Genomic DNA, 24,804 nt, shown 5'->3' on the forward strand with positions numbered 1-24,804 from the left:
GGACAAGCCTTCACGAGCAGCGATCGGTCGCCGCTCTCAGAATTCCCGCAGGTTGTCGCGCAGGAGTTCGTGGGCATAGGATGTGCGGGCCAACCCGCGCTTCTGCAACGCCGGCACCAGACCATCGGCCACTTCCGTGAGATAACGTCGAGAGACACGGAGCACTGGCGTGGTGATCAGGAAGCCGTCGCCGCCGACCTCGTCCATCACCTCGCCCATGCGCTCGGCAACCTGGTCAGGCGTACCGATCAGCTCAACCGATGAAACAAGGCCGCCGCCGCCGGAGACGACCAGCTCGCGCAATGTCTTGCCGCTGCCCCACTGCTGGAACTTGTCCAGCGAGCCGGATTCGCCATTGGTGACCAGTTTTTCCGGCAGCGGCTTGTCGAGGTCGAATTGCGAGAAATCGATTTCGGTGATCGCCGAGATCGAGGCAAGCGTGTCGGTGATGAAATAGTCCGAAGAAACCTGACGCTTGTATTTTTCCTGCGCCTCGAATTCGGTTTCCCCGAGTGTCGGCGTAACGCAGAAGAGCACCTTGATCTCGTCGGGATCGCGACCGACCTTTGCAGCGCGGCCCCGGATATCGTCGCGAAAGGCCTTCATCTCGGCAGGCCCGGAGGCCACAGAGATGATCGAATCGGCAAAGCGGGCAGCGAAATCGCGACCGCGCGGTGAAGCTCCGGCCTGGACATAGATGGGTCGCTGCTGCGGCGACGGCACGGTGTTGAGCGGTCCGCGCACCTGGTAGTGCTTGCCGACGTGATCGATGGTGCGGACCTTTGAAGGATCGACATAGATGCCCTTCTCCCGGTCGAGGACGACGGCATCGTGGTCCCAGCTGTCGAAGAGCTTGTTGACGACCTCCATATACTCCTCTGCCATCTCGTAGCGCGTTTCGCGCAGCGGCAGCTTGTCCATGTTGAAGTTCTTGGCAGCGAGGTCCTCGGCACTGGTGACGATGTTCCAGCCGAAGCGGCCGCGCGTCAGGCTGTCGATGGTCGAGCAGAGCCGGGCGAGAAGGAAGGGCGGATAGGCCATGGTCGACATCGTGGCGACGACGCCGAGCCGTGAGGTCGCCATGCCCATGGCAGTGGCCAGCGGTGCCGGATCGTGTTTCGGCACCATCATTGCGTTCTTCAAGGCGAAATCGCGCGAGCCGCCATAGGTCTGCGGCACCATCAGCTTGTCTTCGATCATGATGTAGTCGAAGCAGGCACGTTCCAGCGTCTGGGCCATTTCCATGTAGAAGCGCCCGTCCCAGGGATTACCGCCCTGGCCGAAGGGTTCGCGCCATTCGTCCGGCGTGAAGTTCATGAACCAGGCGAGGTGCATCTTTTTGGCCATAGGGCTCTCCTCTTTCAACGGGCAGTCTGGAGTGGGATGATCTTGGAACGGTTGAACTCGAAGAGGGCGGACTCGCGCACGATCCTCGGCTTGGCCTCGAAGTCGGACATGATGCCGGCGCCGTACCGTTCAGGTGCCTGCGGATCATGGCGGTGCTTGTCGATGGCGATGACGCGCGTACCAAGCTCGAAGGCCTCGCCCATGTCGTGGGTCACCATAACGATGGTCATCTGTCGCTCGGTCCACAATTCGCGGATCAGCACATGCATGCTCTTGCGGGTGACCGGATCGAGCGCGCCGAAGGGCTCGTCTAGCAAAAGTACCTTCGGCTGCATGATCAGGGCCTGCGCAATCGCCAGCCGCTGCTGCATGCCGCCGGACAGCTGCTGCGGATACTTGTCGACGGCGTCCTTCAGACCGACACGTTCGAGCAGTGCGTGGGCGCGCTCCAAAAGCGCCTTGTGGCGGGAGCCGTAGAGCTTGCCAAGAAAGGCCGAGCTACGCCATTCCGGGCCAAGCATGACATTGCCGAGCACTGTCTTGTGCGGGAAGACGGAGTAACGCTGGAAGACAACACCGCGATCCTCGGTCGGCTCGCCGGCGATCAGCTGGCCATCGATGCGGATCTCACCTCGGGTCGGAACCTCCTGACTGAGCAGCAGGCGCAAGAGCGTCGTCTTGCCGACACCGCTCGGGCCGACAATGGACAGGAACTCGTGGTCCTTCAGCGTCAGACTGACATTTTCCAGGACGATGGCGTCGCCATATTCCTTCCAGACCTTGTCGAAGACGATCTCGACCATCTCAACTCTCCCTCAGGACGGACCAGGGGAAGAGCCGGGCCGACAGTCTGCGGAGTGCAAGATCAATGACGAAAGCCAGAAGCGTGATCCAGATGACGTAGGGCAGGATGATATCCATCGCGAGATAGCGCCGAACGAGGAAAATGCGGTAGCCGAGGCCGCCTTCAGCCGTGATCGCTTCGGCTGCGATGACGAAGAGCCAGGTGGCGCCCAGAGACAGGCGGACCGCGTTGATCAGGCCCGGCATGACCTGGGGCAGGACGACATGGATCAGCATGTGCCAGGTGGACCCACCCAGCGTCTGGGCCTTGATGATCTGTTCGCGCGGGATGGCGTCGACACGCAGCACAACATCGCGCATCAGGAAGGGCGCGACCCCGAAAACGATGAGCACGATCTTCGAGACTTCACCGAGGCCAAAGAGGATGAAGAGGATCGGCAGGACGGCAAGCGGCGGCACCAGCGAGATCGCCGCAAGCACCGGGTCAAAGGCTGCCCGAAGCTGCGGGATGAAGCCGATCGGCGTTCCGAGAACCAGCCCCATCAACGCGGACAGGCCGAGACCGACAAAGAGCCGCCAGAGGCTGAGATAGGTATCCCACCAGAAAAGCAGCATGCCGCTGGCACGATCCTGTTCGAACATCATGCGCTGCATGGCCGACAGGAAGGACACAACGCCAGGCATCAGCTTGTCGCTCGGGTTGACCGCCAAACGGGCTTCGGATGCCAGGAGATAGACGACGGCAATCAGGATGAAGGGCAGGACACCGAGAAAGAGACGCTGGCCTCGGGACGGTGGGTAGTTGATGATCCGCTTCATGGTTCGTCCCCTTGCCCGTCCCGCGCCCTTCAACCTCAGAGCCCGCCTTCTGCGCCGAGCCTGGCGTAGGAGGCGTCGATCCTCAGCTTGATGTTGGCGGGGTCACCAAGCACCGTCCCGTCAGCCAGCTCGATACCGATGGCATCAACCGAGGTGGCGCCTTGACCGAACAGGCCGCGGTCGAAGGAGAACTTGCGGATGTCATCCATGATGATGCCCGTCTTGGCATCGGTCAGGAAGGTCGCCGCTTCGGCCGGGGTGTAGAAGAAGAAGGTCGTATCGATCTGGGTCTTGAGGCCCGCTTCGTCGGTTCCCAATGCAGACGCCATGTAGTCGTTGACAGGCTTGGCTTCGGCGCCACCGGCTTTCAGTGCTGCGAGCGTCTCATACCAGGCGCCCGTCAAAGCCTTGCCGAAGGCAGGATTGTCTTTCAACACCTGTGTATTGCCGATAAAGACGTCCATGATTTCGCCAGGGATCTGCGCACTGTCGAAGAGCACCTTGCTCTGCGTGGAGCCGGCCAGCATATCCGCCGACATCGGCTTCCAGGCGGCTGCGTTCTGCATATCGGGATTGGCGAGATAGGCGGCGGCGATATCGGCATCGGAGATGTTGATCGTCTTCACCTCGCCGACCCCACTCAGCCCGTTCATGACGAGCGCTCTGTTCAAGAGATAGTGGGACACGCTGTACTCGACGAGGTAGACGTCCTGGCCCTTCAGATCGGCCACGGAGGTGGCCGACTTGGACATCAGCACGTCGTTGCCGTTCGAGTAGTCGGTGATCAGGAAGATCGAGGTGTCAACGCCACCGGCAGCCGGCATCGTGAGTGCATCCATGCCCGCCACTCCGACCGCATCAAGGTCACCGGCGATGAACTGATTGATCGAGCCTACATAATCGTTGACGGCGAGCATCTCGATCTCGATGCCGTATTTGTCCGCCCACTTCTTGAGAATTCCGCTTTCCTTCATATAGCCCATCGGCATGAAGCCGACATAGATCGTGTAACCGACCTTGAAGCTGGTTTTCCCGGCGGCCTGCGCCGGCAGGATAGAGGCAACCGCCAGCGCGGCTGCCAGGGTGATGGACTGGGCAATGGCACGCAATGAAGACGTCATCGGCTTTTCTCCAGGTCGGGTAGCGGGATGAGTTGCGCTTAACTAAGCAAGCGTTTAATAGCTTCGCAAGTGCAAAAATGACGAAGATCAATTTTTGGGCAAACGAAATCAAATATTTAGGAGATAGTTCGTTTTTTGAGCGACCAGAGATGCTGCGCTGCACATATTCCAGTCAGTCAATTTCTGCTGGCCTTGTCCCAAAAGTGGCGGTAACGGCTCGACAACAACCGAATGAGGAAGCCGGCAAGTTGAACAAGGTGGCAAGACAGAGACTGGATCCGGAAAAACGGATTGAGCTCATTCTCGATGCGACGCTCGGCCTCGTCGGCACGTCACATTTCAGTGTCGTCACCATGCGTGACATTGCGCTTGCCTGTAACGTAAACGTTGCCCTGCTTTACCACTACTTCAGCAGCAAGGATGAACTGATCCGTGCGGTGCTGGCCCGCGCCCTCGGACAGATTACGGATGACTATGAGAGGCGCCGCGAAGAGCACCGCGCCGACTTTCTGGCAGATATCGGCGCATGGTTTGCGACCCATCGAATGATGGCGCCCACGATGATGTCGAGAATGGTCAAGCTCATGTCGGACCAGGCAGCTCAGCCGGTGAAAGATCCAGAGCTCGATGCGCTGGTCCAGGGCTTCTATCGCTTCGAACGTGAACTGGTTGTCTCGACCCTGGAAACCGGCATGGCAGACGGGCGCTACCGGCCGGTCGGAGCGCCCAAACTGGCGCGCTTCATCGGCCTTCACCTCGACGGGATCTTTCACGCTGCGGAAAGCCGGGGTGAGGTTCGTGTTGCCGAAGATATCGAGGAGCTCCGTGATCTGCTCGTGGAGCAACTCCGTCCCTGAGGGACCCTGACTAAATCCTGGAAAAGGCGGCAAGCACCGTGCGTTCGGACTGCAGGAGATAAGCCTCCAGCGCCGCTGCCGCGCCGCTAGGGTCGCCCGCCTCAAGCTTTTCGAGGATCGAGGCGTTCATCTCGACATAGGGCGCATGGAGCGGTTCGGGCTCCTTGAGAAGGCCGAAACTCAGACGCAGTTCTGCAGCGATCTGCGCATAGAAGCTGTTCAGGCGCTGGCTGTCGGCGAGGTCGACGATCGCCGCATGAAACTTCATGTTCTCGCTGCCGACGGCCGTCCAGTCGTTCCGGTCGCGCGCCGCGCGCGCTGCGGCAACAGCCAGGCGCATGCGTGCCACAGCCGGGTGGTTGGGATAGGCATTGGCCAACGCCTGGCCTTCGACGACACGGCGCACACGGTAGAGATCGATGATGGAAGCCATGCTCGGCGTCGCGACGAACACACCCCGATTTGGCTCGTGATGCAGAAGCCCCTCCTTCGTCAGAAGGCGAAAGGCTTCGCGCAGTGAATTGCGGGAGACCTCGAAGTCAACCGTCAGGACAGCCTCCGACAGACGCTGCCCTGGCTTGAGATCTCCACTGATCAGCTTGTCGCGAATTGCTTCGGCCAGGCGAGGCGCCAGGGCCGCCGTATGATCTGTTTCTGCCATGAACGTCCTCAGCTGGCCTGGCCCCATCGATTCTTCTCCGTCGACGGCTCAAAAACCCCTGGAGAGATCGACATCGATCAAGCCGCTTTATCTTCCATGCGCGCAACAGCAGCAAGAAGCGGAGTCGAAAGCGACCAAAAATTGTTCGAAAGGAGGCCTTCCACCACCTTTACGGAAGGCAAAATGCCCAATAACTCAGCAGAAAGTAGAACGATAAAATAAAATCGTTGAACAATATTGACAGAATTGTGAAACCACGAGAGGCTGACCTCGCAGGTGAACAACAAGCCCCGCGTAAGCCGGGAGACAGGTCAACCGAGAGGGTAACATGGAACAGAATTCGACAGCTCCCGACGGAGCCGTATCCGGCGGCATGTCCGCCAAGACGCGCCGCAGTGCCTTGATCGCTGCAATCTTCCTCATGGCGACATCAGCCATCGGACCGGGTTTCATTACCCAGACTGCGACCTTCACGACGAAACTGGGCGCTGCCTTTGCATTTGCGATCCTCGCCTCCATCCTGATCGACTTCGTGGTGCAGTTGAACATCTGGCGCATCGTCACGCTGACGAAGATGCGTGCCTCGGACATCGCCAACGCCGCCATTCCCGGCACCGGCTATCTGCTGGCGGTCCTCGTCATCATCGGCGGACTTTTCTTCAATATCGGTAATATCGGTGGCTCGGGCCTGGGTCTGAACGCACTGCTCGGTCTCGACCCCAAATGGGGCGGCGGCCTCAGCGCGCTGATCGCCATCGGAATATTCCTGTCACACCGGGCAGGTGTCGCGATCGACAGGTTGATCGTCGTCGCAGGCGTCGCCATGATCATCCTGACCGTTTATGTGGCCTTCGTCTCACAGCCGCCCGTCGGTGATGCGCTGTTCCAGACCTTCCTTCCCTCGACGATCGACTTCGCGACGATCACCACCATCGTCGGCGGCACGGTCGGCGGCTACATCACCTATTCCGGCGCGCACCGCCTGCTCGACAAGGGCACGGTCGGCATCGAGAACCTCAGCGCCGTCAACCGTGCGGCTCTCTCCGGCATCGCCGTTACCGGCGTCATGCGCTACGTGCTCTTCCTCGCGATCCTTGGTGTCGTTGCCAGCGGCGTCGTGATCGACGTATCCGGCAAGGGTGCCAACCCGGCAGCACAAGCCTTCCAGGCCGCTGCAGGTGACGTGGGTCTTCGCATCTTCGGCGCCGTGCTCTGGTTTGCTGCGATCACCTCGGTCATCGGTGCTGCCTATACATCGGTGTCGTTCATTACCGTGTTCAAGCCTGATATCACCGAGCGCGGGCGCAACATCGCAACGGTCATCTTCATCGCCGTTTCGCTGTTCTTCTACGTGATCATCACGACGCCGCCGGCGCAGATGCTGGTCTTCGTCGGTGGTCTGAACGGCCTCATCCTGCCGATCGGTCTGTCGATCTTCATCTATGCGGCCTGGGCACGCTCAGACCTTATGGGTGGCTATCGCTATCCGCGCTGGCTGCTGGTCCTGGGCGCGATCACTTGCGCGCTCACCTGGTACATGGGTTACAAATCGATCGGACCGATCTTCGCGCTGCTGTCTGCGGCCTGAGAACGACAACAGGGAGGAAGACATGACCGCCATCGACCTGAACAGTGACCTCGGCGAAAGCTATGGCGCCTGGGCCATGGGCGACGACGAGGCGATGCTCTCCATCGTTTCCAGCGCCAACGTCGCCTGCGGTTTCCATGCCGGCGATCCGGTCGGTATCCTGAAGACCGTCAAGGCTGCCGCAGAGCGGGGCGTTTCAATCGGTGCGCATGTCTCCTACCCGGATCGCGTCGGCTTCGGTCGGCGCGACATGGATGTCACATCGGCGGAATTAACCGCCGATGTGATCTACCAGATCGGTGCGCTCAAGGGCGTCGCGGCAGCCGCTGGTGTTACGGTCGGCTACGTCAAGCCGCATGGCGCGCTCTACAACCGCATCGCCCATGATCCGAAACAGGGACAGGCTGTCATCGACGGCATCCGGGCGATCGATCCGAAGCTGGTGATAATGGGGCTCGCAGGCTCACCGATCCTGGAGCTCGCCCGCGCATCCGGGCTGAAGGTGGTCGCGGAGGCTTTTGCCGACCGCGCCTACACACCATCAGGTGCGCTCGTTTCCCGCCGGGAGCCGGGGGCCGTGCTGCATGATGCAGGGCTCATTGCCCGGCGCATGCTGCAGCTCGCGCATGAGGGTACGATCGAGGCGATCGATGGCTCGACCATCAAGATCGACGCACAGTCCATCTGCGTCCATGGCGACAGCCCAGGGGCGGTCGCGATCGCGCGGGAAATCCGTCAGGCCTTCGAGAAGGACGGTATTGCCGTCCGCTCCTTCCTCAATCGCTGACGCTCCTCGGGGAGACACATCATGATTGCTCTTGAGACCCTGCGTCATGTCGATCCGGCTGCGGCACGCACGGCCCGCGAACGCTATCGCACCGGCGCAATCGAACCAACCTCCGGTGTGGCACCGGGTTTTACCCAGGCCAACATGATCGTCCTGCCGAGGGACTGGGCCTTCGACTTCATGCTCTATGCTCAGCGCAATCCGAAGGCCTGCCCCGTGCTTGACGTTTCCGATCCGGGCTCACATGCGACCGTGCTCGCCAGGGGCGCCGATCTGCGCAAGGATGTACCGCTCTATCGCATCTGGCGGGACGGCCAGCTTGTCGAGGAAGTCACGGATGCGACCGTGGCCTGGACCGAGCATGCCGATCTCGTCAGTTTCCTGATCGGCTGCAGCTTCACCTTCGAGACGCCGATGATGGAGGCGGGCATAGAGATCCGCCACATCATCGACAGGTCGAACGTACCGATGTATCTGACCAACCGCCCATGTCGTCCTGCCGGTCGGCTGCACGGCAATCTGGTTGTATCGATGAGGCATATCGCGGCGTCGCGCGTGGCCGATGCGGCGACAATCTCCAGCCGTTTCCCCGCCGTTCATGGCGCCCCCGTGCATGTGGGCGCTCCGGAAGAGCTCGGCATATCAGATCTCGGCAAGCCCGATTTCGGTGATGCCGTGCGAATCAAGCCGGGCGAAGTCCCTGTTTTCTGGGCCTGCGGCGTCACGCCCCAGGCGGCGGTGATGGCGTCCAAAGTCCCATTTGCCATCACGCATGCGCCGGGTCACATGTTCATCACCGACATCCCTGATTCTGCCTATCACGCCTGAGGCCCCGATGCGTTTTCTTCCCGTCAGCCTGACTGTCCTCATCGTCGAATTGAAGGATCTCGACGAAACGCTGGCGCTCTTCGCGTCGCTTGAGGCCGAACCTGTGGCCGGTCTCATCGATGTCGTGCCTGCGGCCCGCACGCTGATGATCCGCTTCAATCCCCAGACGCTATCGGCAGAGAGGCTGGCTGCAGAGATTGCGCATCGCGACCTGTCTGCCAGGATCCCGCCGTCCGACATGCTGGTCGAAATCCCAGTCACCTATGACGGGGAGGACCTGAACGACGTCGCTGATCTCACCGGGCTCTCCGTCAACGAAGTGATCGAGCGGCATACTGCTAGCGAGTTCACGGTCGCCTTCTGCGGTTTTGCCCCCGGCTTCGGCTATCTGGTCGGCGGCGATCCTGCGCTTCAGGTACCGCGCCGGCAGAGCCCGCGCACCAGAATTCCCGCGGGCTCGGTGGCACTCGCAGGAGCCTTTTCCGGGGTCTATCCTCAGGCGAGCCCTGGCGGCTGGCAGATTATCGGTACGACGCCGCTCAAGATGTGGGATCTCACACGCGATCCTCCCGCACTCTTCCAGCCGGGCTATAGGGTGCGCTTCGTCGACACGGCAAAACGGCCACAGGCTGCGACTGCGACTGCGACTGCGACTGCGACGATCCGGCCGGCGCCGGCCGTCGGCAACACGCTGGAGCCTGCCGCAACCATCACGGTGATCGCAGCCCCCATGCCTGCACTCGTGCAGGATCTCGGCCGCTTCGGGCAGGCGGGCCAGGGCGTGTCGTCATCCGGCGCTCTCGACCAAGGTGCGTTCAGGGCTGCGAATCGCGTGGTTGGCAACCCTGTCGGCACGGCCTGTCTTGAGATCACGCTTGGCGGGTTTTCCTTCGAGGTCTCCCAGCGCGCGGTTATGGCTCTGACAGGCGCCCCATGCCCGATCATGATCCGCGAAAAGGCCGGTCGCATGTTGAATGCCGATTGCTATCAGCCAGTCTCACTGGAGCCTGGCGATGTCGTGAGCCTCGGCTTCGCCCAGACAGGCGCGAGGAGTTATCTCGCATTCCGCGGGGGACTTGCCGTGCAACCGGTTCTGGACAGTGCCTCGACAGATACGCTGGCGCTCGTCGGTCCGGATCCTGTTGGTTCAGGGACGATTCTCGCCATCTGCGCGGGAACTGCGGGCCTTGTCCCCGTTTCATTGAACGAGACCCGGGCATTCGAGCCGCCGGCAGCTGGAGAAACGGTAACCCTCGACGTCGTCATGGGACCACGCAGCGACTGGTTCACGGAGCGCGGGATCGAGACGCTTGCGACCCAGGTCTTCGACGTGACCCCGCAATCCAACCGCGTCGGCATTCGTCTCTCCGGCGTCAAGCCTTTGGAGCGCAAGGACAAGACAGAGCTTCCCAGCGAGGGAACGGCCACCGGCGCCATCCAGGTGCCCCACAGCGGCCAGCCAGTGCTGTTTCTCGCCGATCATCCCCTGACCGGCGGATATCCGGTGATTGCAACGGTTGCGGAATATCATCACGACCTTGCCGGACAGATCCCGGTCAATGCCAAAATCAGATTCCGGCCCGTGACGCAGTTCGCGGAGATCACCCCAGCGAGGGGCTGAACCGACGCATGCAGACGATGAAGCCGCAAAGAGACAGTGAGGAGACCCCGATGAAGAAAGTGCTGATCGCCAATCGCGGTGAGATTGCGGTGCGCATTATCCGCGCCTGTCGTGACCATGGCCTCAAGTCGGTCGCGGTCTATGCGGATCCTGACATGGACGCGATGTTTGTGGCGCTCGCCGACGAAGCCTATGGTCTCGGCGGCAGCCAGCCATCCGAAACCTATCTCGATATCAGAAAGCTTCTGGAGATTGCGCGCAAGTCGGGTGCCGATGCCGTCCACCCGGGCTATGGATTTCTCTCGGAACGGGCGGAATTCGCTCGCGCGGTGCAGGAGGCAGGCCTGACCTGGATCGGCCCGGATCCACATGTGATCGAAGCACTCGGCGACAAGGTGGAAGCACGCAGGATCGCGCTGTCCGTCGGCGCACCACTGGTGGCCGGCAGCGACGGACCGGTGGAGTCGGCGGCTGAAGTTGTGGCCTTCGCCGAACAGCACGGGCTCCCGGTTGCCATCAAGGCCGCCCATGGCGGCGGCGGGCGCGGACTGAAGGTCGCCTGGAAGATGGAGGAGGTGGCGGAACTCTACGAGTCCGCAGTTCGCGAGGCAAAGGCCGCCTTCGGTCGCGGCGAGTGTTTCCTCGAGCGCTTCCTTGATCGGCCGCGTCACATTGAAGCCCAGGTCCTTGCCGACAGACACGGCAACGTGGTGGTCTTGGGGACACGGGACTGTTCGCTCCAGCGCCGAAACCAGAAGCTCGTCGAAGAGGCACCGGCCCCCTTCATCACCGACCTGCAACGCCGGTCAATCCACGAGGCAGCCCGCAGCATATGCGCTGCGGCAGGATACTCAGGCGCCGGGACCGTGGAATTCCTGCTCGGCGTTGACGGCACGATCTCCTTCCTCGAAGTGAATACTCGCCTGCAAGTGGAGCACCCGGTCACCGAAGAGACGACAGGTATCGACCTCGTCATTGAACAGTTCCGGATTGCAGAGGGCGCAAGGCTCTCGGTAACAGAGACCCCCGCCCCGCGCGGTCATTCGATCGAGTTCCGCATCAATGCCGAAGATCCGGGCCGTGGCTTTCTGCCAACACCCGGCAGCATCACGCGCTTCGATCCGCCGTCTGGTCCTGGGGTTCGCCTCGATACCGGTGTGACCAGCGGCTCGACAGTGCCAGGCACCTTTGATTCCCTGATGGCCAAGCTGATCGTCACCGGAGCGACCCGCGAGCAGGCGCTGGCACGGGCCCGTCGCGCCCTTGCCGAGTTCCGGATCGAGGGTGTGGCCACGGTCCTGCCCTTCCATCGCGCAGCGATGGAGAGCCGGGACTTCACCGGTGAGGACGGTTTCGGCGTCCATACCCGATGGATCGAAACCGAATTTGCCGACATGCTCACGCCCGCCGCCCGTCCCGAGCCGCTTTTCGAAGCCTCCCTGATCCGCACGCATGTGGAAATCGACGGAAGGCGGCACGAACTGGCCATCCCCACGGTTCTCCTGTCTGGCCTCCGCGGATTGGCCGGCGGGAGCGACGGCGACGCCGGATCGTCATCGGCGAAGGCCGAAGATGCGTCCAGCATCACGGCACCCATTTCCGGAACACTGCAGGCCTTCAAGGTTGAAGACGGCGCAACCGTCGAGGCCGGCGCACTCGTCGCCGTCATGGAGGCGATGAAGATGGAAACACAGGTAACGGCTCTGCGCGCCGGACGCGTGAAGCTAGTCGCCAGCATCGGCACTTATGTTCAGGCAGGCGCGGAAATCGCCCGCTTCGAGGACTGAGCGGTACCGGAAAAGCAAACGCCCGCGTCAGGCGCGGGCGTTCCATGGTCAACGTCTGGCCAGCATCAGCGTTTGTAGGCGCCGAGACCCGGGCGGTAGGACTTGTCGTCGAGGAACTGCTTCAGGCCTTCGGCGCGGCCATTGCTCTTGTCGAGGAAGAGCATCTGTTCGAGCTTCGCGTAGATGTAGTCGTCCGCCTGCTCCCAGGGCATGTTGCGCACACGCTTGAACGTATCCTTGGCCGCCTTGAGAACCACCGGGTTCTTTTCCAGGAGGCTCGCGCACAAGGCACGCACACGGGTTTCCAGATCCGCGAGCGGCACTGACTCGTTGACGAGGCCCATCTCCCGAGCCTTCTGGCCGCCGAAATTTTCGCCCGTCATGATGTAGTAGAGCGAATCACGATGGTTCATGACTTCTGCCACGGCGCGCGTGACGTTGCCGCCCGGCAGGATGCCCCAGTTGATCTCTGAAAGGCCGAACACGGCCTCGTCGGCAGCAATTGCCAGGTCACAGGAAACCAGCGGCGTAAAGGCGCCGCCAAAGCACCAGCCATTGACCATGGCAATGGTTGGCTTTTCGAAATACATCAAGCGATTCCACCAGCCACCGGACTGACGTCGGCTCTTCAGCACGGCAGAGCGACCCTTGCCGTCGTTTTCACGGAAGTATTCCTTGAGATCCATGCCCGCCGACCAGGACTGGCCGGCGCCGCGCAGGACCAGTACGCCGCAGCGATCGTCGGCTTCGAGTTCGTCGAGCACTTCGAGCATGCGAACGTTGAGCGCCGGACTCATCGCATTGCGCTTCTCCGGACGGTTCAGCGTCACAAAGGCGATACCGTTGTCGAATTCGACCAGCACCGGATCTGGTTTGATGTTCGTGTCAGTCATGATTGGCTCCTTGTGGCATGTCGCTGGGCGTTGATACGCGATCTTGGTTGTTCAGTTGCTGGCATGAGCCTGGCGCAGGATGTGCTTTTGCGCCTTGCCGGATGCTGTTCGCGGGATCTGGTCGAGGAATACGATACGGGCTGGACGCTTGTACGACGCCAGACGTTCAGCACAGTGGGCGAGGATTTCCTCAGGGGAAGGCGGCTCATCCAGTGCCACGATGAAGGCTACACCGCACTCACCCCATTTGGGATCGGGAAGCCCAAGCACAGCGACATCACGGACCTTCGGATGCGCGCCGATCACGGCCTCGACCTCGGCGGGAAACACGTTCTCGCCACCGGAAATGTACATGTCCTTCAGCCGGTCAGGCACGTGGATCACGCCACCTTCGTCGCGTCGGCCGAGATCGCCGGTCCTGTACCAGTCGCCGACAAAGGCGCGGGCTGTGTCATCAGGCTTGTTCCAGTAGCCGGGAGTGACGGAGGGGCCCTTGACCCAGATTTCTCCGACCTCGCCATCCCGGATGTCCTGGCCGTCCTCGCCGACGAGGCGGACGGCAAGCAGCGGCGCAGGAAAACCGACGCTGCCGGGATAACGAGCAACCGCATCCCGGTCGAGCGGCATATGGATCGCAGTACCCGCTTCACTCATGCCATAGCCGTTGACCAGCGGAATACCATCTTCGAGAAAGGTCTCGATCAGCGCCGGAGAAAGGGGAGCGCCGCCGATGAAGATCGCCTGCAGGGCCTTGAGCGCCTTGGGGTCCCAGCCAGGTGCATTGCGGAGTGCGGCTGCCATCTGGGGCACTGCAAAGTAATGCGTCACGCCGAGTGCCGCATCCCCAAGCGTCGCCAGAGTGCGATCCGGCAAGAAGCGATCGGATATCACCAATCGTCCACCCATCATCAGGGTCGTACGCCCGATCGCGACGAGACCGATCGTATGGAAGAAGGGAAGGTCGCAAAGCGCCACAGTCCGGGTCGTCACTTCCCCCACGATGGCGAAATTGACCGCTGAAGCAAATGCATTGCGCCGGGTGATGATGACACCCTTCGGACTACCGGTCGTGCCGGAGGTATAGAGCATGATGCAGGGAGCGTCCGCGTCAACAGCCACCGAGTCTGCCCGCTCCGTTCGAGATACGGCCTGCCGCCAGCCACCATCGCCATCAATGGCCATGATCGGCGGCAAGACATCACCGATCGCGGCCAGAACCGCTTCGAATTCGTTGTCGTGGACAATGAGCGTCGGCTCGCAATCCGCGATGATCTGCCCGAGTTCGGCGGAACCCAACCGCCAGTTCAACGGCACGAAGACGTGACCGGCTCGCTGGCAAGCGAGACAGACGACGATCTGCTCGATGGAATTGCGGCCGAGAAACGCGATCCGCTGAGCGGCCACGCCGGATGTGGCCAATCTCGCAAGCAGTCCCGCCGCTCGTCCAACGAGATCATCAAGCGTGGCATAGGTCTCGTTGCGGCCGGAGGCAATCTCCAGCGCTGCCGAGCGATCCGGGCTGACCTTGGCGCGATATGTCAATGGATCGTCGGTCTCCAGACCAACGGCACCCACCTCCGTCGTGGCCGACAGGAATTCAGGCTGCATGTATTTCCTCCCGATCGCCACCCCTCAGGGTCTCCAGGGCGATTTGTATGTTATGCATACTATTTTGCATTCTGAAGTTTGACAAGAGTGAATTTGACTGTTGCAGTCGAAAGTGTTCATGAATGAGGAGCATATTCGATGCCACATAAGTGGAAGAGCAATGACTCGACATAATGACCTGAAGCCAGCCAATGACGACGGTGTTTTCGAAGTCGGTGCCCCCTTGCGCACGGGGCGCCTCGACGAGATCCTCGGTTTCCATCTGCGCATGGCTAATGTCGCAATCTACCAGGATTATTCGGCAGCTATGGGAGACCTGGGGCTAACGCAGAAGCAGTTCGCCGTGCTCGAACTGATTGCCGCAAACCCGAAGGTCAGCCAGATCGACATCGCCAACCAACTCAGCATGGATCGTGCCACGATGATGGCATTGGTCAACCGTCTTGAAAGCCGAAACCTGCTTGAACGGCGACCTTCCTCGGTAGACAGGCGACGCCAGGAGCTTCTCCTGACGTCGGCCGGGATCGAGATCCTCAAGCAGGCCCGGAATATTCAGGAGCAGCACGAACTGCGCTTCACCTCACGCTTTTCAGCCGAAGAACTGGAACACTTCATCAATGGCCTGAAGCGCATCTATTCCGACATCGTGCCTGGAACGGGCGATATCGACTGAAACCGAGAAAGCCTCAAACGAAAACGGCCGCCCTGGGGGCGGCCGTCTTATGAAGTCCCTCAGAAGGGATAGTGCTGGTTCGGATCTTCGATGGTGATCCAGCGCAACTCGGTAAACTCCGTGATCGCAGCCTTGCCGCCGAAGCGACCGTAACCACTGCCCTTGACGCCACCGAAGGGCATCTGCGGCTCATCGAACACCGTCGGTCCGTTGATGTGGCAAATACCGGATTCGATGCGCGCAGCAACAGCGAGCGCACGGCGGATGTCGCGGCTGAACACAGCGCCGGAAAGACCGTATTCGGTGTCATTGGCGATGCGGATTGCTTCTTCTTCGCCCTTCACGCGAATGATCGGCTTCACCGGTCCGAAGCTTTCTTCCGAATACATGCGCATCTCAGGGGTCACGCCATCAAGCAACGTGGCCTCGACAACGCTGCCTTCACGCTTGCCGCCGGCCACCAGCTTGGCGCCCTTGGATACCGCATCCGCGATCAACTCATCCATCTTCTTCGCCGATTCCAGGCTGATCAGCGAGCCGAGGACGACATGACCCTTCGGATCACCAGCCGGAAGCTTGGAGGCCTTGGCCGCGAGCTTGGTGACGAATTCCTCCGCAATCGACTCGTCGACGATGATACGCTCGGTCGACATGCAGATCTGGCCCATGTTGGCGAAGGCGCCGAAGGCTGCCGCATTGACGGCTGCATCGATGTCTGCATCGTCGAGGATGACGAGAGGTGCCTTGCCGCCAAGCTCCAGAAGGGCAGGCTTCAGGTGGCGACCGCAGAGCTCACCGATGATCTTGCCAACCTTCGTCGAGCCGGTGAAATTGACGCGCTTGACGGCGGGATTGGTGATCAGAGCCTCGACGATCTGGGGCGCATCTTCCGGAGCATTGGTGATAACGCTGATGACACCGGTCGGAAGGCCCGCCTCGACAAGGCACTGGGCAATCAGACGATGGGTGCCGGGGCACTGCTCGGAGGCCTTCAGGATCACCGTATTGCCGCAGGCAAGCGGCATCGCGACGGCACGGGTACCCAGGATGATCGGAGCGTTCCAGGGCGCAATCCCAAGGCAGACACCAACGGCCTGACGCATGCCCATCGACAGGGAGCCCGGCTTGTTCGACGGGATGACCTCGCCCGAGATCTGGGTGGTCATCGAGGCAGCTTCACGCAGCATGCTCGCGGCGACCATGACGTTGAAGGCACCCCAATGGCCGGTGGCGCCGGTTTCGGCGATCACGAGTTCGGAGAACTCGGCCGTCTTCGATTCCATGACGTCGGCGGCCTTCAGAAGGATCTTGCGGCGCTCGCCGGGACCTGTCTTGGACCAAGCCGGAAACGCGGCAGAAGCAGCGTCGACGGCGGCCTTCACATCTTCGAGGCTTGCAGCCGAAGCCGTAGTGGCCACTTCCTGCGTAAAGGGATTGATGCGGGTAAAGGTCCGCCCACCTGCGGCCGCTTTTTCGGCACCGTTAATCAACAGCGAGATATGCATGTTCATGATGAGATCTCCTCCTTGTGTTGTTTCGCTCGCACGCCGGGTCACCCGCCTGCGACCTTTCTACTCGACCCCGTCGGTTGATACCGACCCCCACCCGGGCAGAGCAGCTACGTTCACAACGGGATCCCTCCAAAGGATCCCGCTTATTTTGTAAGTCTAGCAAACAATTGATGTTTGGCAAGTGATCATTCGACCGACCTCCGGCCGGTCAATATGGCAAGCCCACATAGTTCTCCGCCATGGCGGTGGAGGCGGCCCGGGATTGCGTTAGATAGTCGAGCTCGGCTTCCTGGATCTTTTGTCCGAAGTCACCGGTATCCGGGAATCTGTGCAACAAGGTGGTCATCGACCACGAAAAGCGCACCGCCTTCCAGACACGCTTGAGTGCGCGGGTGGAGTAGGCATCGAGGCCTGCTTGCGAACTCTCCTGATAGTGTTCCAGCAATCCGCTGATCAGGTAGTGCACATCCGAAGCCGCCAGGTTCAAGCCCTTGGCACCCGTCGGCGGGACGATATGCGCTGCATCGCCCACCAGGAAAAGCCGGCCAAAACGCATCGGCTCGGCAACGAAGGAACGCAACGGTGCGATTGATTTCTCGAAGCTCGGCCCAGTGACCATGGCCTCCGCATGATGAGCGGGCAGCCGGCGGCGGATCTCGTCCCAGAAACGCTCGTCCGACCACATCTCGACCTTGTCGTCGAGCGGGCACTGGACATAGTACCGGCTGCGCGTCTCGGAGCGCATCGAGCAAAGCGCGAAACCGCGTGGATGGTTGGCATAGATCAGTTCATGGTTGACCGGCGGCACCTCGGCAAGAATTCCCAGCCAACCGAACGGATAGATCTTCTCATACGTCTTGATCGCACCGTCGGGCACGGCTTTGCGGCTCGCGCCGTGGAAGCCGTCGCAGCCAGCGATGAAGTCGCAATCGAGGCGCTGGGTCACGCCATCCTTTTCAAAGGTCACATGGGGCTTATCACCATCGAAGCCGGCGGGAGTGACGTTGACGGCATCATAGATCGTGACAGCACCATGCTGTTCTCGTTTTTCGATTAGATCGCGTGTCAGTTCGGTCTGGCCGTAGACCATCACGCGCCTGCCACCCGTCAGGTCGAACAGATCAATACGATGGTCTCGCCCATCGAAGGCCAGCGAATAGCCGTCATGCGGCAAGCCTTCGCGGTGCATGCGGGAACCGACCCCGGCACGGTCCAGCAACCCGACCGTACCGTCCTCCAGAACGCCGGCGCGAACCCGCGACAGGATGTGATCCTTGCCGACACGGTCGATGATCACGTTGTCGATGCCGGCATTGCTCAAGAGTTGTCCGAGCAGCAAACCGGATGGCCCTGACCCGATGATGGCGACTTTGGTACGCATGTATCCTCCCATGGCACATAGAACTTGGCTTAGGACAAGTTTTGGTCGTCGGAGGCCCCGGCAACAATGGACGGATGACGTGTTTTGTTGCACATATCGAACATGATGAAGCGCAAGAACGATCAAGCTCGACCCATACCGACCTACGAACTCTACGGTGAGGAGGATGCGGCAGGATCGCGCTTTTGGGTACACTGCGAAACGATTCCAGCCCGAAGCGCGCTGCATCATTGGGAAATCGGCCTTCATCGTCATGAACAATACTTCCAAATCCTCCTCATCACAGGAGGCTCCGGAGATGCCGTTTTCGGCTCGGAGATTGTCCGTTTCGAACCGAATTCTGTGGTCACCGTGCCGCCGGCAGTCGGGCACGGGTTCCGCTTCTCACCCGACATCGACGGCTATGTCTTCACCTTCCTCGCAAGTCGCCTACCCGTCCGGCCGGGGGAGCCCGGGGCGCTGGGGCACTTCCTGTCAACCCCGCAGGTGACACGCCTCGAACCGGGCGTGGAAGACGGAGCGCTCATTCAGACCTGTCTTCAACGGGTGGCCAGAGAGTGGGAGGGCCGTCTGAGCGGGCGAACCGTGCTGATGGAAACGGGGCTGGCGACCGCGCTCGCCCTGACGGCCAGGATCGCGACCCAGGAATTGTCGGAAGCCGATCCTGCCGATGACAACGACCGAAGGATCGAGGCGTTCTCGACGCTCCTGCATCGGGAAATCCGCAACCATCGGCCCGCCACCTTCTATGCGACGGCACTCGGCATCACGCCGACCCACCTCAACCGTGTGCTCAAGGCAAAGACCGGCTTCGGTACCCAGGAGTTGATCGCACGACGCCTGATCGAAGAAGCGCAGCGCGAGCTCATCTTCACCCCTGGAAGCGTAAAGGAAGTGGCTTTTCGGCTCGGCTTTTCCGATCCCGCCTATTTCTCGCGCTTCTTTAGCCGCCAGACCGGCTCGACACCGCGCGAGTGGAGGGAACGTGAGCAGGTCCGTCTCGGTTCGCGCGATGACGGATCCATGAGGGTCACGATGCGCTGAACAGGTCGATGAGGACCTTCCGCATCTCGTTCATCGGCCATTCGCGTGCCCGCTCACCCGGAACCATGCCGGCGTCGAAACCTTGGGCTTCGAAGCGAGCGATGAAGTCCCGATCTGCGCTGATGACGTGAATGGGTACTGCACGCGAAGCATTCGGGCCGGTAATGATGGCGGCCGGCTGATGATCACCGAGAATGACGAATACCGTATCCTTGCTGAAACGGGTCACATAGCTGCCGAGTGTCTGGAGCGAATAGTCTATGGTTTCGATATACTGCCGCCGTACCCGTTGCGGATCAGACCAGACGACGGACGGCGGATCTCCACTGGTCGCCTGCTCGTTGAAGACGCTCCCGTCGCCGACAGCCTCCCAGGCGACGAGGCGGGGCACCGGCGTCCAGGGTGCATGGCTTGAAATGAGGGCGATTTCCGCCATCACCTTCTCGCCAGCCAAGCGGGCCGGCGCGCGGCCAAACTGCTCGAAGGCCGCCAGCGTAAACTGATCCGGCATCGTGACCCAGTTAAAGGGTTTGCCGCGGTACTGCAGATCGGCAGCGGCCAGTATCTGGCGATAACCGTAATAGGCCGCCTCCGGCCAATCCATCGTGATCGCAGGCATCGCTGCGATACTCTTCCAGCCGGCTTCGGCAAAAAGCCGGTTGAGGCTGGGCTGATTGCTGATCATCAGTCGATCATAGCGGGCCTGGCTGTCGATCCAGAGACCCGACAGCAGCGTGCCATGGGCAAGCCAGCTCAGGCCTCCGACCGTGGGCGATGTCACCCAGGCGCTGGCAGAAACCAGGCCAGCCTCACTGATCTGCCTTTCAACGGCCTCCAGCCGAGGCACGGCAAGGCCGGCATAGCGCGGATCTTCAATGGCCGAACGACCATAGGACTCGACGAAGATCAAAACGAAGTCCCGGCCCTTCAGCCCGGCAAACAAACCGTTTCCCTGACGGGGCTCCACCCCTTTGGCCAGGGCGATCTCGAAGACATGCATATCCTCGATCGACTTGACCACGAGCGCCAGGCGCGCGCTCAGATAGGACGGCATGCGGGCGTCGATCCGCGGGACGTTGCCGAGATAGGCGGCGCCACCGGCAAGCGCAACGGCAGCAAATGCCAGGATCAACCAAGAACGCGTCGGACGCGGCGTCTCGGCAAGCCAGCGGGCGGCGCGTAGAAACACGAGCGGGAGGAGGATGAGGCAAAGAACAGCAACCAAGACACCCGCAAAGGCCGCAAGCGTCCCGACCGTCCCCGACATCAGATTCCAGCCATCCGCCATCATCTTGATATCGAGATAGGGATTGAATGGACGTTGAAAGGCCGCCTGCGTGCCGATGTCCGCCAGTCTGAGGAACAGGACAAGGAAAAGAAAGAGCCCGGAAATGAGTGCGACAGACTTTCGAAGCCGCAGAGGACTGAAGAGCAGAAGCAACATGGCCAGTGGCCATTCAAGCGGCAGGCGGAAAAACGCCTGCCAGCCGATCGCATCCGGATGATCCGGCAGGGTAAAGGCGAGCCATGCGATGATCGAGACGATAAGGGTTCCGGCAAAAGTCCGAATCTGCAGTCGAGCCGTCATGGCTACAGGCCCCCGCATTCGGACCGCGAGACCTGGCCGTCCATTGTTGAACTGATTAAGGTCCATCCCGTCCATTTTCGCGTATAGTTCACTGACGAGTTCAGATCGAATGATGAAAGCCCCGCCGCTTGCCCATACTGCGTCTCCTTGCACCGCTCGCGCTGATCACTCTCCTGGGCTTTTTGGCATTGCGGACGGATGTCAACGCTCTGAAGTCGGCGATGTCTGAGATATCTATTGGGCACGTCATTGCAGGTCTGGCTCTCGTGCAGATTCAGATCGCAGTATCGGCGCTTCGCTGGCGGTTCACCGCAAAGCAGCTTGGCCAGCAGATCCCGATTCCGCTCGCAATCGGGGAATATCACGTGGCCAGTTTCCTGAACCAGAGCCTTCCCGGCGGCATGGCCGGGGATGCCATCCGTGCCTATCGGATGCGCAACGCCGGCCCCGGCGGCTGGAAAGGTCCGGCAAAAGCAGTCGTATTCGAAAGGTTGTCCGGACAGATGGCCTTCTTCCTGCTCGCATTGTCCGGCCTCGGCGCCTGGCCATTCGTCATAGGCGCGGAGGACGCACGGCGTCTTTCGCTGCAGCTGGCGTTTGGCGTCGGGGTTCTGGTGTTGGCTGCCGCCATCGGGCTGGTGTGCGCCAGGAGGCATTATCCCAAGGCAGCACAGATCAGCGAAGACATCGCCGTAGTCTTTTTGCGCAACAAGGCCTGGCTGATACAGTCGACGATGAGCCTGCTGATCGTGTCGACCTACGTCGCCACGTTCTTTGTCGCCAGCGATGCGGTCGGGGCCACCCTTCCCTGGACTGCGACACTGACCATCATCCCGCTGTGCCTGATTGCCATGCTGATCCCGGCAGGTCTCGGCGGTTGGGGCACGCGTGAAGCTGCTGCGATTGCGCTCTGGCCGCTGGTCGGCGCTTCCGCAACCCAGGGCCTGGCCGCAAGTCTCGTCTATGGTGGCCTGTCGCTGGCCGGCGCCCTGCCGGGCCTGGCGCTGATCACCCTTGAAGCGATCCGTGGTAAGCCCCATCGCGCCTGAGCCTCGCATCACCTGGTCTCGATCCGGGCATAGACATCACCAGAAGGCGCATCCGCCGGCATTTGAGAGAGCTCTACAAGAAGTTCGTCCGCCGTCTTCCAGCGATCCGAGACGAAACGATGGCGTTCGCCTATCACGCGGTTGAACCGATAGCCCCCGAGCCCCATCAGGCGATCGATCGCGTTCGAAGCGACCGAGGGCATGGCGGGAATATACTCAAAGGCGATGAGCGGGATCGGTTTCGTCATCCCGTGCAGGATTTCGGCCTCCGCACCCTCGACGTCGATCTTGCAAAAGGCGGGCATGCCATATTTCGAGACGAGATGATCAAGCGTCACCATGGGAACGGTGACCTTCCTGTCCCAGACCACCTGAGCAAAGCCCTTGCTCTGCTTCACCGTTTCCACGAATCGGCTTGATATGCTGGTCACCGTCGGATGGCGGCTGGAAATCAGGAGATCCATCTCTCCGGCAACGCGACCGACGGCAACCCTCTCAAAGCCGGTCAACGAGCCTGAGAAGCGGTTTTCGATGAAATCGGCAAAGGCAGGCTGCGGCTCAACAGCAACCACCCTAGCTCCGAGATCCAGCAATGTACGACTACGGCTACCGACATGGGCTCCGACGTCGAAGACCAGGTCACCTGGCTTGACGATCGAGGCATAAAATCGCCTGAGGGCCGAGCGCCGCCATGGCTGACCGTAATACACGATGAGCGAACGGGCGAGCCCGAGCGAAGTCGAGAAACGCTCGGAGAACCCGCTCATGGCCCAACCGGCTGGCGCAGGAGATACAGCACGTCCACCGCAAAGGAGTAAACAAGGACGATGAGCGCCGCAGCTGCGATCGCAGTCGAATAGGGTGGCATGACGAAGGGTACGACAATGATGCAAAGGGCCGCGATCTGGACAACGCACACAAGCTTGCGACGGAAGGACGGAGGCAGCGCCCCATTCAGACGGGGCAGCATCCAGCCTGCGGCGACAAACCCGTAGCGCATCAAGCCAATCATCACCACCCACGGACCGGCCTTGTCGAGAAGCGCCGCTGCCAGTGACAGGATCAGGATCAGCAGCGCGTCGATTTCCATGTCGAAACGGGCACCCAGGGCGGATTCCTGCCGATAGCGGCGCGCGAGATAACCATCAACGCCGTCCAGCGCAAGAGCTACGAGAACCACGCAGACCAACGTCCAGAGCGCGAGATCTGTTGCAGCGAGGCTCTCGAAGCACAGGACTGTTGCTCCGGTCAGGCTGACAAGCGAAGCGCGAACGGCAGTGACCAGGTTGGCATAGCCGAAACGCAGATGGGGGTGGCTTGGCAATGCATGGACGACCAAGGCGAACATCAGTGCCAACGAGAGAATGACGGACGCGACAAAATCCCAACCGAGCGGGAGCCGGAACGAAACGATCAGCGCGACGACCGCCGTTCCAAACAACAGACCGCACAGTGTTGCGAGTGTGTCTACAAGCAGCTCTCGGCGAACAGTTGCCCCTTGGAACAAGGCATGTCTCCGCAACCCCCAGGATCCATCGAACCCGCCGCCACCAAGCCGTTCCGGCTCGCTTGCCATCTCGAATTCCTCCCTGCCCGCCTGAGATTACTCTGCAGCGACCAGTGTTTCCAGATCCATCATGTGGCCGGCGCGCAGGGTCTTGGTGCGCAGATAGTTCTCGTTTTCCGCCGTCACGCGACCGGTCACCGCCGCCCGGGCCTCGACGTCGATGCCACCAAGCTTGAGGCCGGCTATCTTGGTCGGGTTGTTGGTGTAGACGGCGACCTTGGAGATATTCAGGTGGCGCAGCATGGCCACGGCTGCTTCATAGCGCCGATGGTCTTCGGAAAGACCCAGTTCCGCATCGGCGTCGATCGTATCGAGCCCGAGATGCTGATAGCCATAGGCGCGCATCTTGGCACCGATGCCCGTGCCACGTCCTTCCTGGTCCAGATAGAGAAGCACGCCGCCGCCCGCCTGCTTCAGGAGGGCCAGTCCATTGCGGAGCTGGTCGCCGCAGTCGCACTTGAGCGAACCGCAAAGATCACCCGTGATGCAGGACGAATGGATGCGGATCGGAACCGCCTTGGACGTATCAGGCTTGCCGACGATGATGGCGACCTGATCTTTCTGGGCGAGACCTCCGCGAAAGACGACGAAGTCAGCATCGCCGTAGTCCTTGAGCGGCACGCGGGTCCGAACGACCTTGTCAAATCGCTGGCGCGCCACGTCAGCACCCTTCAACCGGCTCGCAGCGATCTCGCAGCATCCGGCGAAACGGTCGCTCGTCGCACTCACGTCCGCAAGCACCATGGCAGGAAGAAGGAGAGCGATGCGCGCAAGTTCGGCCGACTGCGAGGCCAGGGCATCGGCAGGCTGCCACAACGAAGGCTTTTCGGCGCCGAGCGCATAGGCAAGCCGCGAGGCATCATCGAAGCCCAGGCCTGCAAGAGGCGTGATCACATCGCGGCTTCCCGCAATGCCGAGACGGCCGGCACGCGGTGCGGTCAGCAGCAGGTTGTGGAACCCATCAGTGGCTGCAGCAAACTGATCGTAGAGGGAGGGCGCCACGCAGTCGAGTGCAACGGCCGCGAGCTTTCGGTCACCTTCAGTGATCACCACCGGCCGCCCATAGCGGAGTTCTGCGACGGCGCGTTCCACTTCGATTTCTGCAGTCGCAAACTGGAAAGCGGGCTGGCTGGACTTTGACATGAGGCTTACTCTCCCTATTCAGTACCAATCAATACGCCGGCGCTCTGGCGGTGGTTTGCGCGACCGTCATAAAATTATTTTGATGCCGGTTACGGAACAAAATGCCTTTAACCGCAATACGTTCCGT

22 protein-coding genes are annotated in these 24,804 nt (G+C 61.1%); 9 read left to right on the forward strand and 13 right to left on the reverse strand.

Annotation, left to right across the window (positions count from 1 at the left end; translation table 11 throughout):
* Positions 1-36: 36 nt before the first annotated feature.
* The 4 genes from J2045_RS08795 to J2045_RS08810 are packed head-to-tail and all read right to left on the reverse strand — an operon-like array spanning position 37 to position 4,091.
* On the reverse strand, positions 37-1,347 hold the full coding sequence (locus J2045_RS08795) for an NtaA/DmoA family FMN-dependent monooxygenase (RefSeq protein ID WP_307371761.1): 1,311 nt from the start codon (positions 1,345-1,347) through the stop codon (positions 37-39).
* Between the two features lie 14 nt (positions 1,348-1,361).
* A complete protein-coding gene (locus J2045_RS08800; RefSeq protein WP_307371764.1) occupies positions 1,362-2,150 on the reverse strand; it encodes an ABC transporter ATP-binding protein in 789 nt (262 codons plus the stop codon).
* Position 2,151: 1 nt separating this feature from the next.
* Positions 2,152-2,970, reverse strand: coding sequence for an ABC transporter permease (locus tag J2045_RS08805; protein ID WP_307371766.1), 819 nt, complete (start codon positions 2,968-2,970; stop codon positions 2,152-2,154).
* A gap of 35 nt (positions 2,971-3,005) precedes the next feature.
* Complete coding sequence (locus tag J2045_RS08810) at positions 3,006-4,091, reverse strand: putative urea ABC transporter substrate-binding protein (protein WP_166600512.1); 1,086 nt, start codon at positions 4,089-4,091, stop codon at positions 3,006-3,008.
* A 77-nt stretch (positions 4,092-4,168) separates the two neighbouring features.
* Between J2045_RS08810 and J2045_RS08815 the strand changes: the two genes are divergently transcribed.
* Positions 4,169-4,948, forward strand: coding sequence for a TetR/AcrR family transcriptional regulator (locus J2045_RS08815; protein WP_307371769.1), 780 nt, complete (start codon positions 4,169-4,171; stop codon positions 4,946-4,948).
* Between the two features lie 10 nt (positions 4,949-4,958).
* Here the strand turns inward: J2045_RS08815 and J2045_RS08820 are convergent, their stop codons facing one another.
* On the reverse strand, positions 4,959-5,609 hold the full coding sequence (locus J2045_RS08820) for a GntR family transcriptional regulator (RefSeq protein ID WP_307371771.1): 651 nt from the start codon (positions 5,607-5,609) through the stop codon (positions 4,959-4,961).
* A 328-nt stretch (positions 5,610-5,937) separates the two neighbouring features.
* Here J2045_RS08820 and J2045_RS08825 point away from each other — a divergent pair, with 328 nt between their 5' ends.
* The 5 genes from J2045_RS08825 to J2045_RS08845 are packed head-to-tail and all read left to right on the forward strand — an operon-like array spanning position 5,938 to position 12,220.
* Positions 5,938-7,197 carry an NRAMP family divalent metal transporter gene (locus tag J2045_RS08825; protein WP_307371774.1) on the forward strand — a complete coding sequence of 420 codons (1,260 nt, stop codon included), beginning with the start codon at positions 5,938-5,940 and terminating at the stop codon, positions 7,195-7,197.
* A gap of 22 nt (positions 7,198-7,219) precedes the next feature.
* Complete coding sequence (locus J2045_RS08830) at positions 7,220-7,984, forward strand: LamB/YcsF family protein (protein WP_307371777.1); 765 nt, start codon at positions 7,220-7,222, stop codon at positions 7,982-7,984.
* A 21-nt stretch (positions 7,985-8,005) separates the two neighbouring features.
* Entirely contained in the window at positions 8,006-8,812 is an 807-nt protein-coding gene (locus J2045_RS08835) for a putative hydro-lyase (protein ID WP_307371779.1), read from the forward strand.
* 7 nt (positions 8,813-8,819) lie between these two features.
* Positions 8,820-10,433 (forward strand): 5-oxoprolinase subunit B/C family protein, encoded by a 1,614-nt coding sequence (locus J2045_RS08840; RefSeq protein ID WP_307371782.1) that lies wholly within the window; start codon positions 8,820-8,822, stop codon positions 10,431-10,433.
* A 50-nt stretch (positions 10,434-10,483) separates the two neighbouring features.
* Complete coding sequence (locus J2045_RS08845) at positions 10,484-12,220, forward strand: acetyl/propionyl/methylcrotonyl-CoA carboxylase subunit alpha (RefSeq protein WP_307371784.1); 1,737 nt, start codon at positions 10,484-10,486, stop codon at positions 12,218-12,220.
* Between the two features lie 65 nt (positions 12,221-12,285).
* Here the strand turns inward: J2045_RS08845 and J2045_RS08850 are convergent, their stop codons facing one another.
* Entirely contained in the window at positions 12,286-13,113 is an 828-nt protein-coding gene (locus J2045_RS08850; protein ID WP_166600520.1) for a p-hydroxycinnamoyl CoA hydratase/lyase, read from the reverse strand.
* Between the two features lie 51 nt (positions 13,114-13,164).
* Positions 13,165-14,721, reverse strand: coding sequence for an AMP-binding protein (locus tag J2045_RS08855; protein ID WP_307371787.1), 1,557 nt, complete (start codon positions 14,719-14,721; stop codon positions 13,165-13,167).
* Between the two features lie 160 nt (positions 14,722-14,881).
* Between J2045_RS08855 and J2045_RS08860 the strand changes: the two genes are divergently transcribed.
* On the forward strand, positions 14,882-15,394 hold the full coding sequence (locus J2045_RS08860) for a MarR family winged helix-turn-helix transcriptional regulator (protein ID WP_166600522.1): 513 nt from the start codon (positions 14,882-14,884) through the stop codon (positions 15,392-15,394).
* A gap of 59 nt (positions 15,395-15,453) precedes the next feature.
* On the opposite strand, the gene J2045_RS08865 is transcribed toward J2045_RS08860, so the two are convergent.
* Positions 15,454-16,899: an aldehyde dehydrogenase gene (locus J2045_RS08865; protein WP_307371981.1), complete on the reverse strand. Its 1,446-nt coding sequence runs from the start codon at positions 16,897-16,899 to the stop codon at positions 15,454-15,456.
* A 214-nt stretch (positions 16,900-17,113) separates the two neighbouring features.
* Positions 17,114-18,286, reverse strand: a complete 1,173-nt coding sequence (pobA, locus tag J2045_RS08870; protein ID WP_307371790.1) for a 4-hydroxybenzoate 3-monooxygenase — start codon at positions 18,284-18,286, stop codon at positions 17,114-17,116.
* Positions 18,287-18,388: 102 nt separating this feature from the next.
* On the opposite strand from pobA, the gene J2045_RS08875 reads away from it, so the two are divergent.
* Positions 18,389-19,330, forward strand: a complete 942-nt coding sequence (locus tag J2045_RS08875) for a helix-turn-helix domain-containing protein (RefSeq protein ID WP_307371792.1) — start codon at positions 18,389-18,391, stop codon at positions 19,328-19,330.
* Here the strand turns inward: J2045_RS08875 and J2045_RS08880 are convergent.
* Entirely contained in the window at positions 19,317-20,918 is a 1,602-nt protein-coding gene (locus tag J2045_RS08880; RefSeq protein WP_307371795.1) for an alkaline phosphatase family protein, read from the reverse strand. The genes J2045_RS08875 and J2045_RS08880 overlap by 14 nt on opposite strands.
* A gap of 128 nt (positions 20,919-21,046) precedes the next feature.
* Here J2045_RS08880 and J2045_RS08885 point away from each other — a divergent pair, with 128 nt between their 5' ends.
* Complete coding sequence (locus J2045_RS08885; protein WP_166600525.1) at positions 21,047-21,967, forward strand: lysylphosphatidylglycerol synthase transmembrane domain-containing protein; 921 nt, start codon at positions 21,047-21,049, stop codon at positions 21,965-21,967.
* Between the two features lie 8 nt (positions 21,968-21,975).
* On the opposite strand, the gene J2045_RS08890 is transcribed toward J2045_RS08885, so the two are convergent.
* The 3 genes from J2045_RS08890 to ribA form a co-directional block, all read right to left on the reverse strand.
* Entirely contained in the window at positions 21,976-22,734 is a 759-nt protein-coding gene (locus tag J2045_RS08890) for an FkbM family methyltransferase (protein WP_307371801.1), read from the reverse strand.
* Entirely contained in the window at positions 22,731-23,474 is a 744-nt protein-coding gene (locus J2045_RS08895; RefSeq protein WP_307371803.1) for a CDP-alcohol phosphatidyltransferase family protein, read from the reverse strand. Before J2045_RS08895 ends, J2045_RS08890 begins: the two co-directional genes overlap by 4 nt.
* Positions 23,475-23,570: 96 nt before the next feature.
* Positions 23,571-24,677, reverse strand: a complete 1,107-nt coding sequence (gene ribA, locus J2045_RS08900; RefSeq protein WP_307371805.1) for a GTP cyclohydrolase II RibA — start codon at positions 24,675-24,677, stop codon at positions 23,571-23,573.
* Between the last annotated feature and the right edge of the window lie 127 nt (positions 24,678-24,804).

The sequence above is a fragment of the Peteryoungia aggregata LMG 23059 genome (genome assembly GCF_030814435.1).
Classification (GTDB): Bacteria; Pseudomonadota; Alphaproteobacteria; order Rhizobiales; family Rhizobiaceae; genus Allorhizobium; species Allorhizobium aggregatum.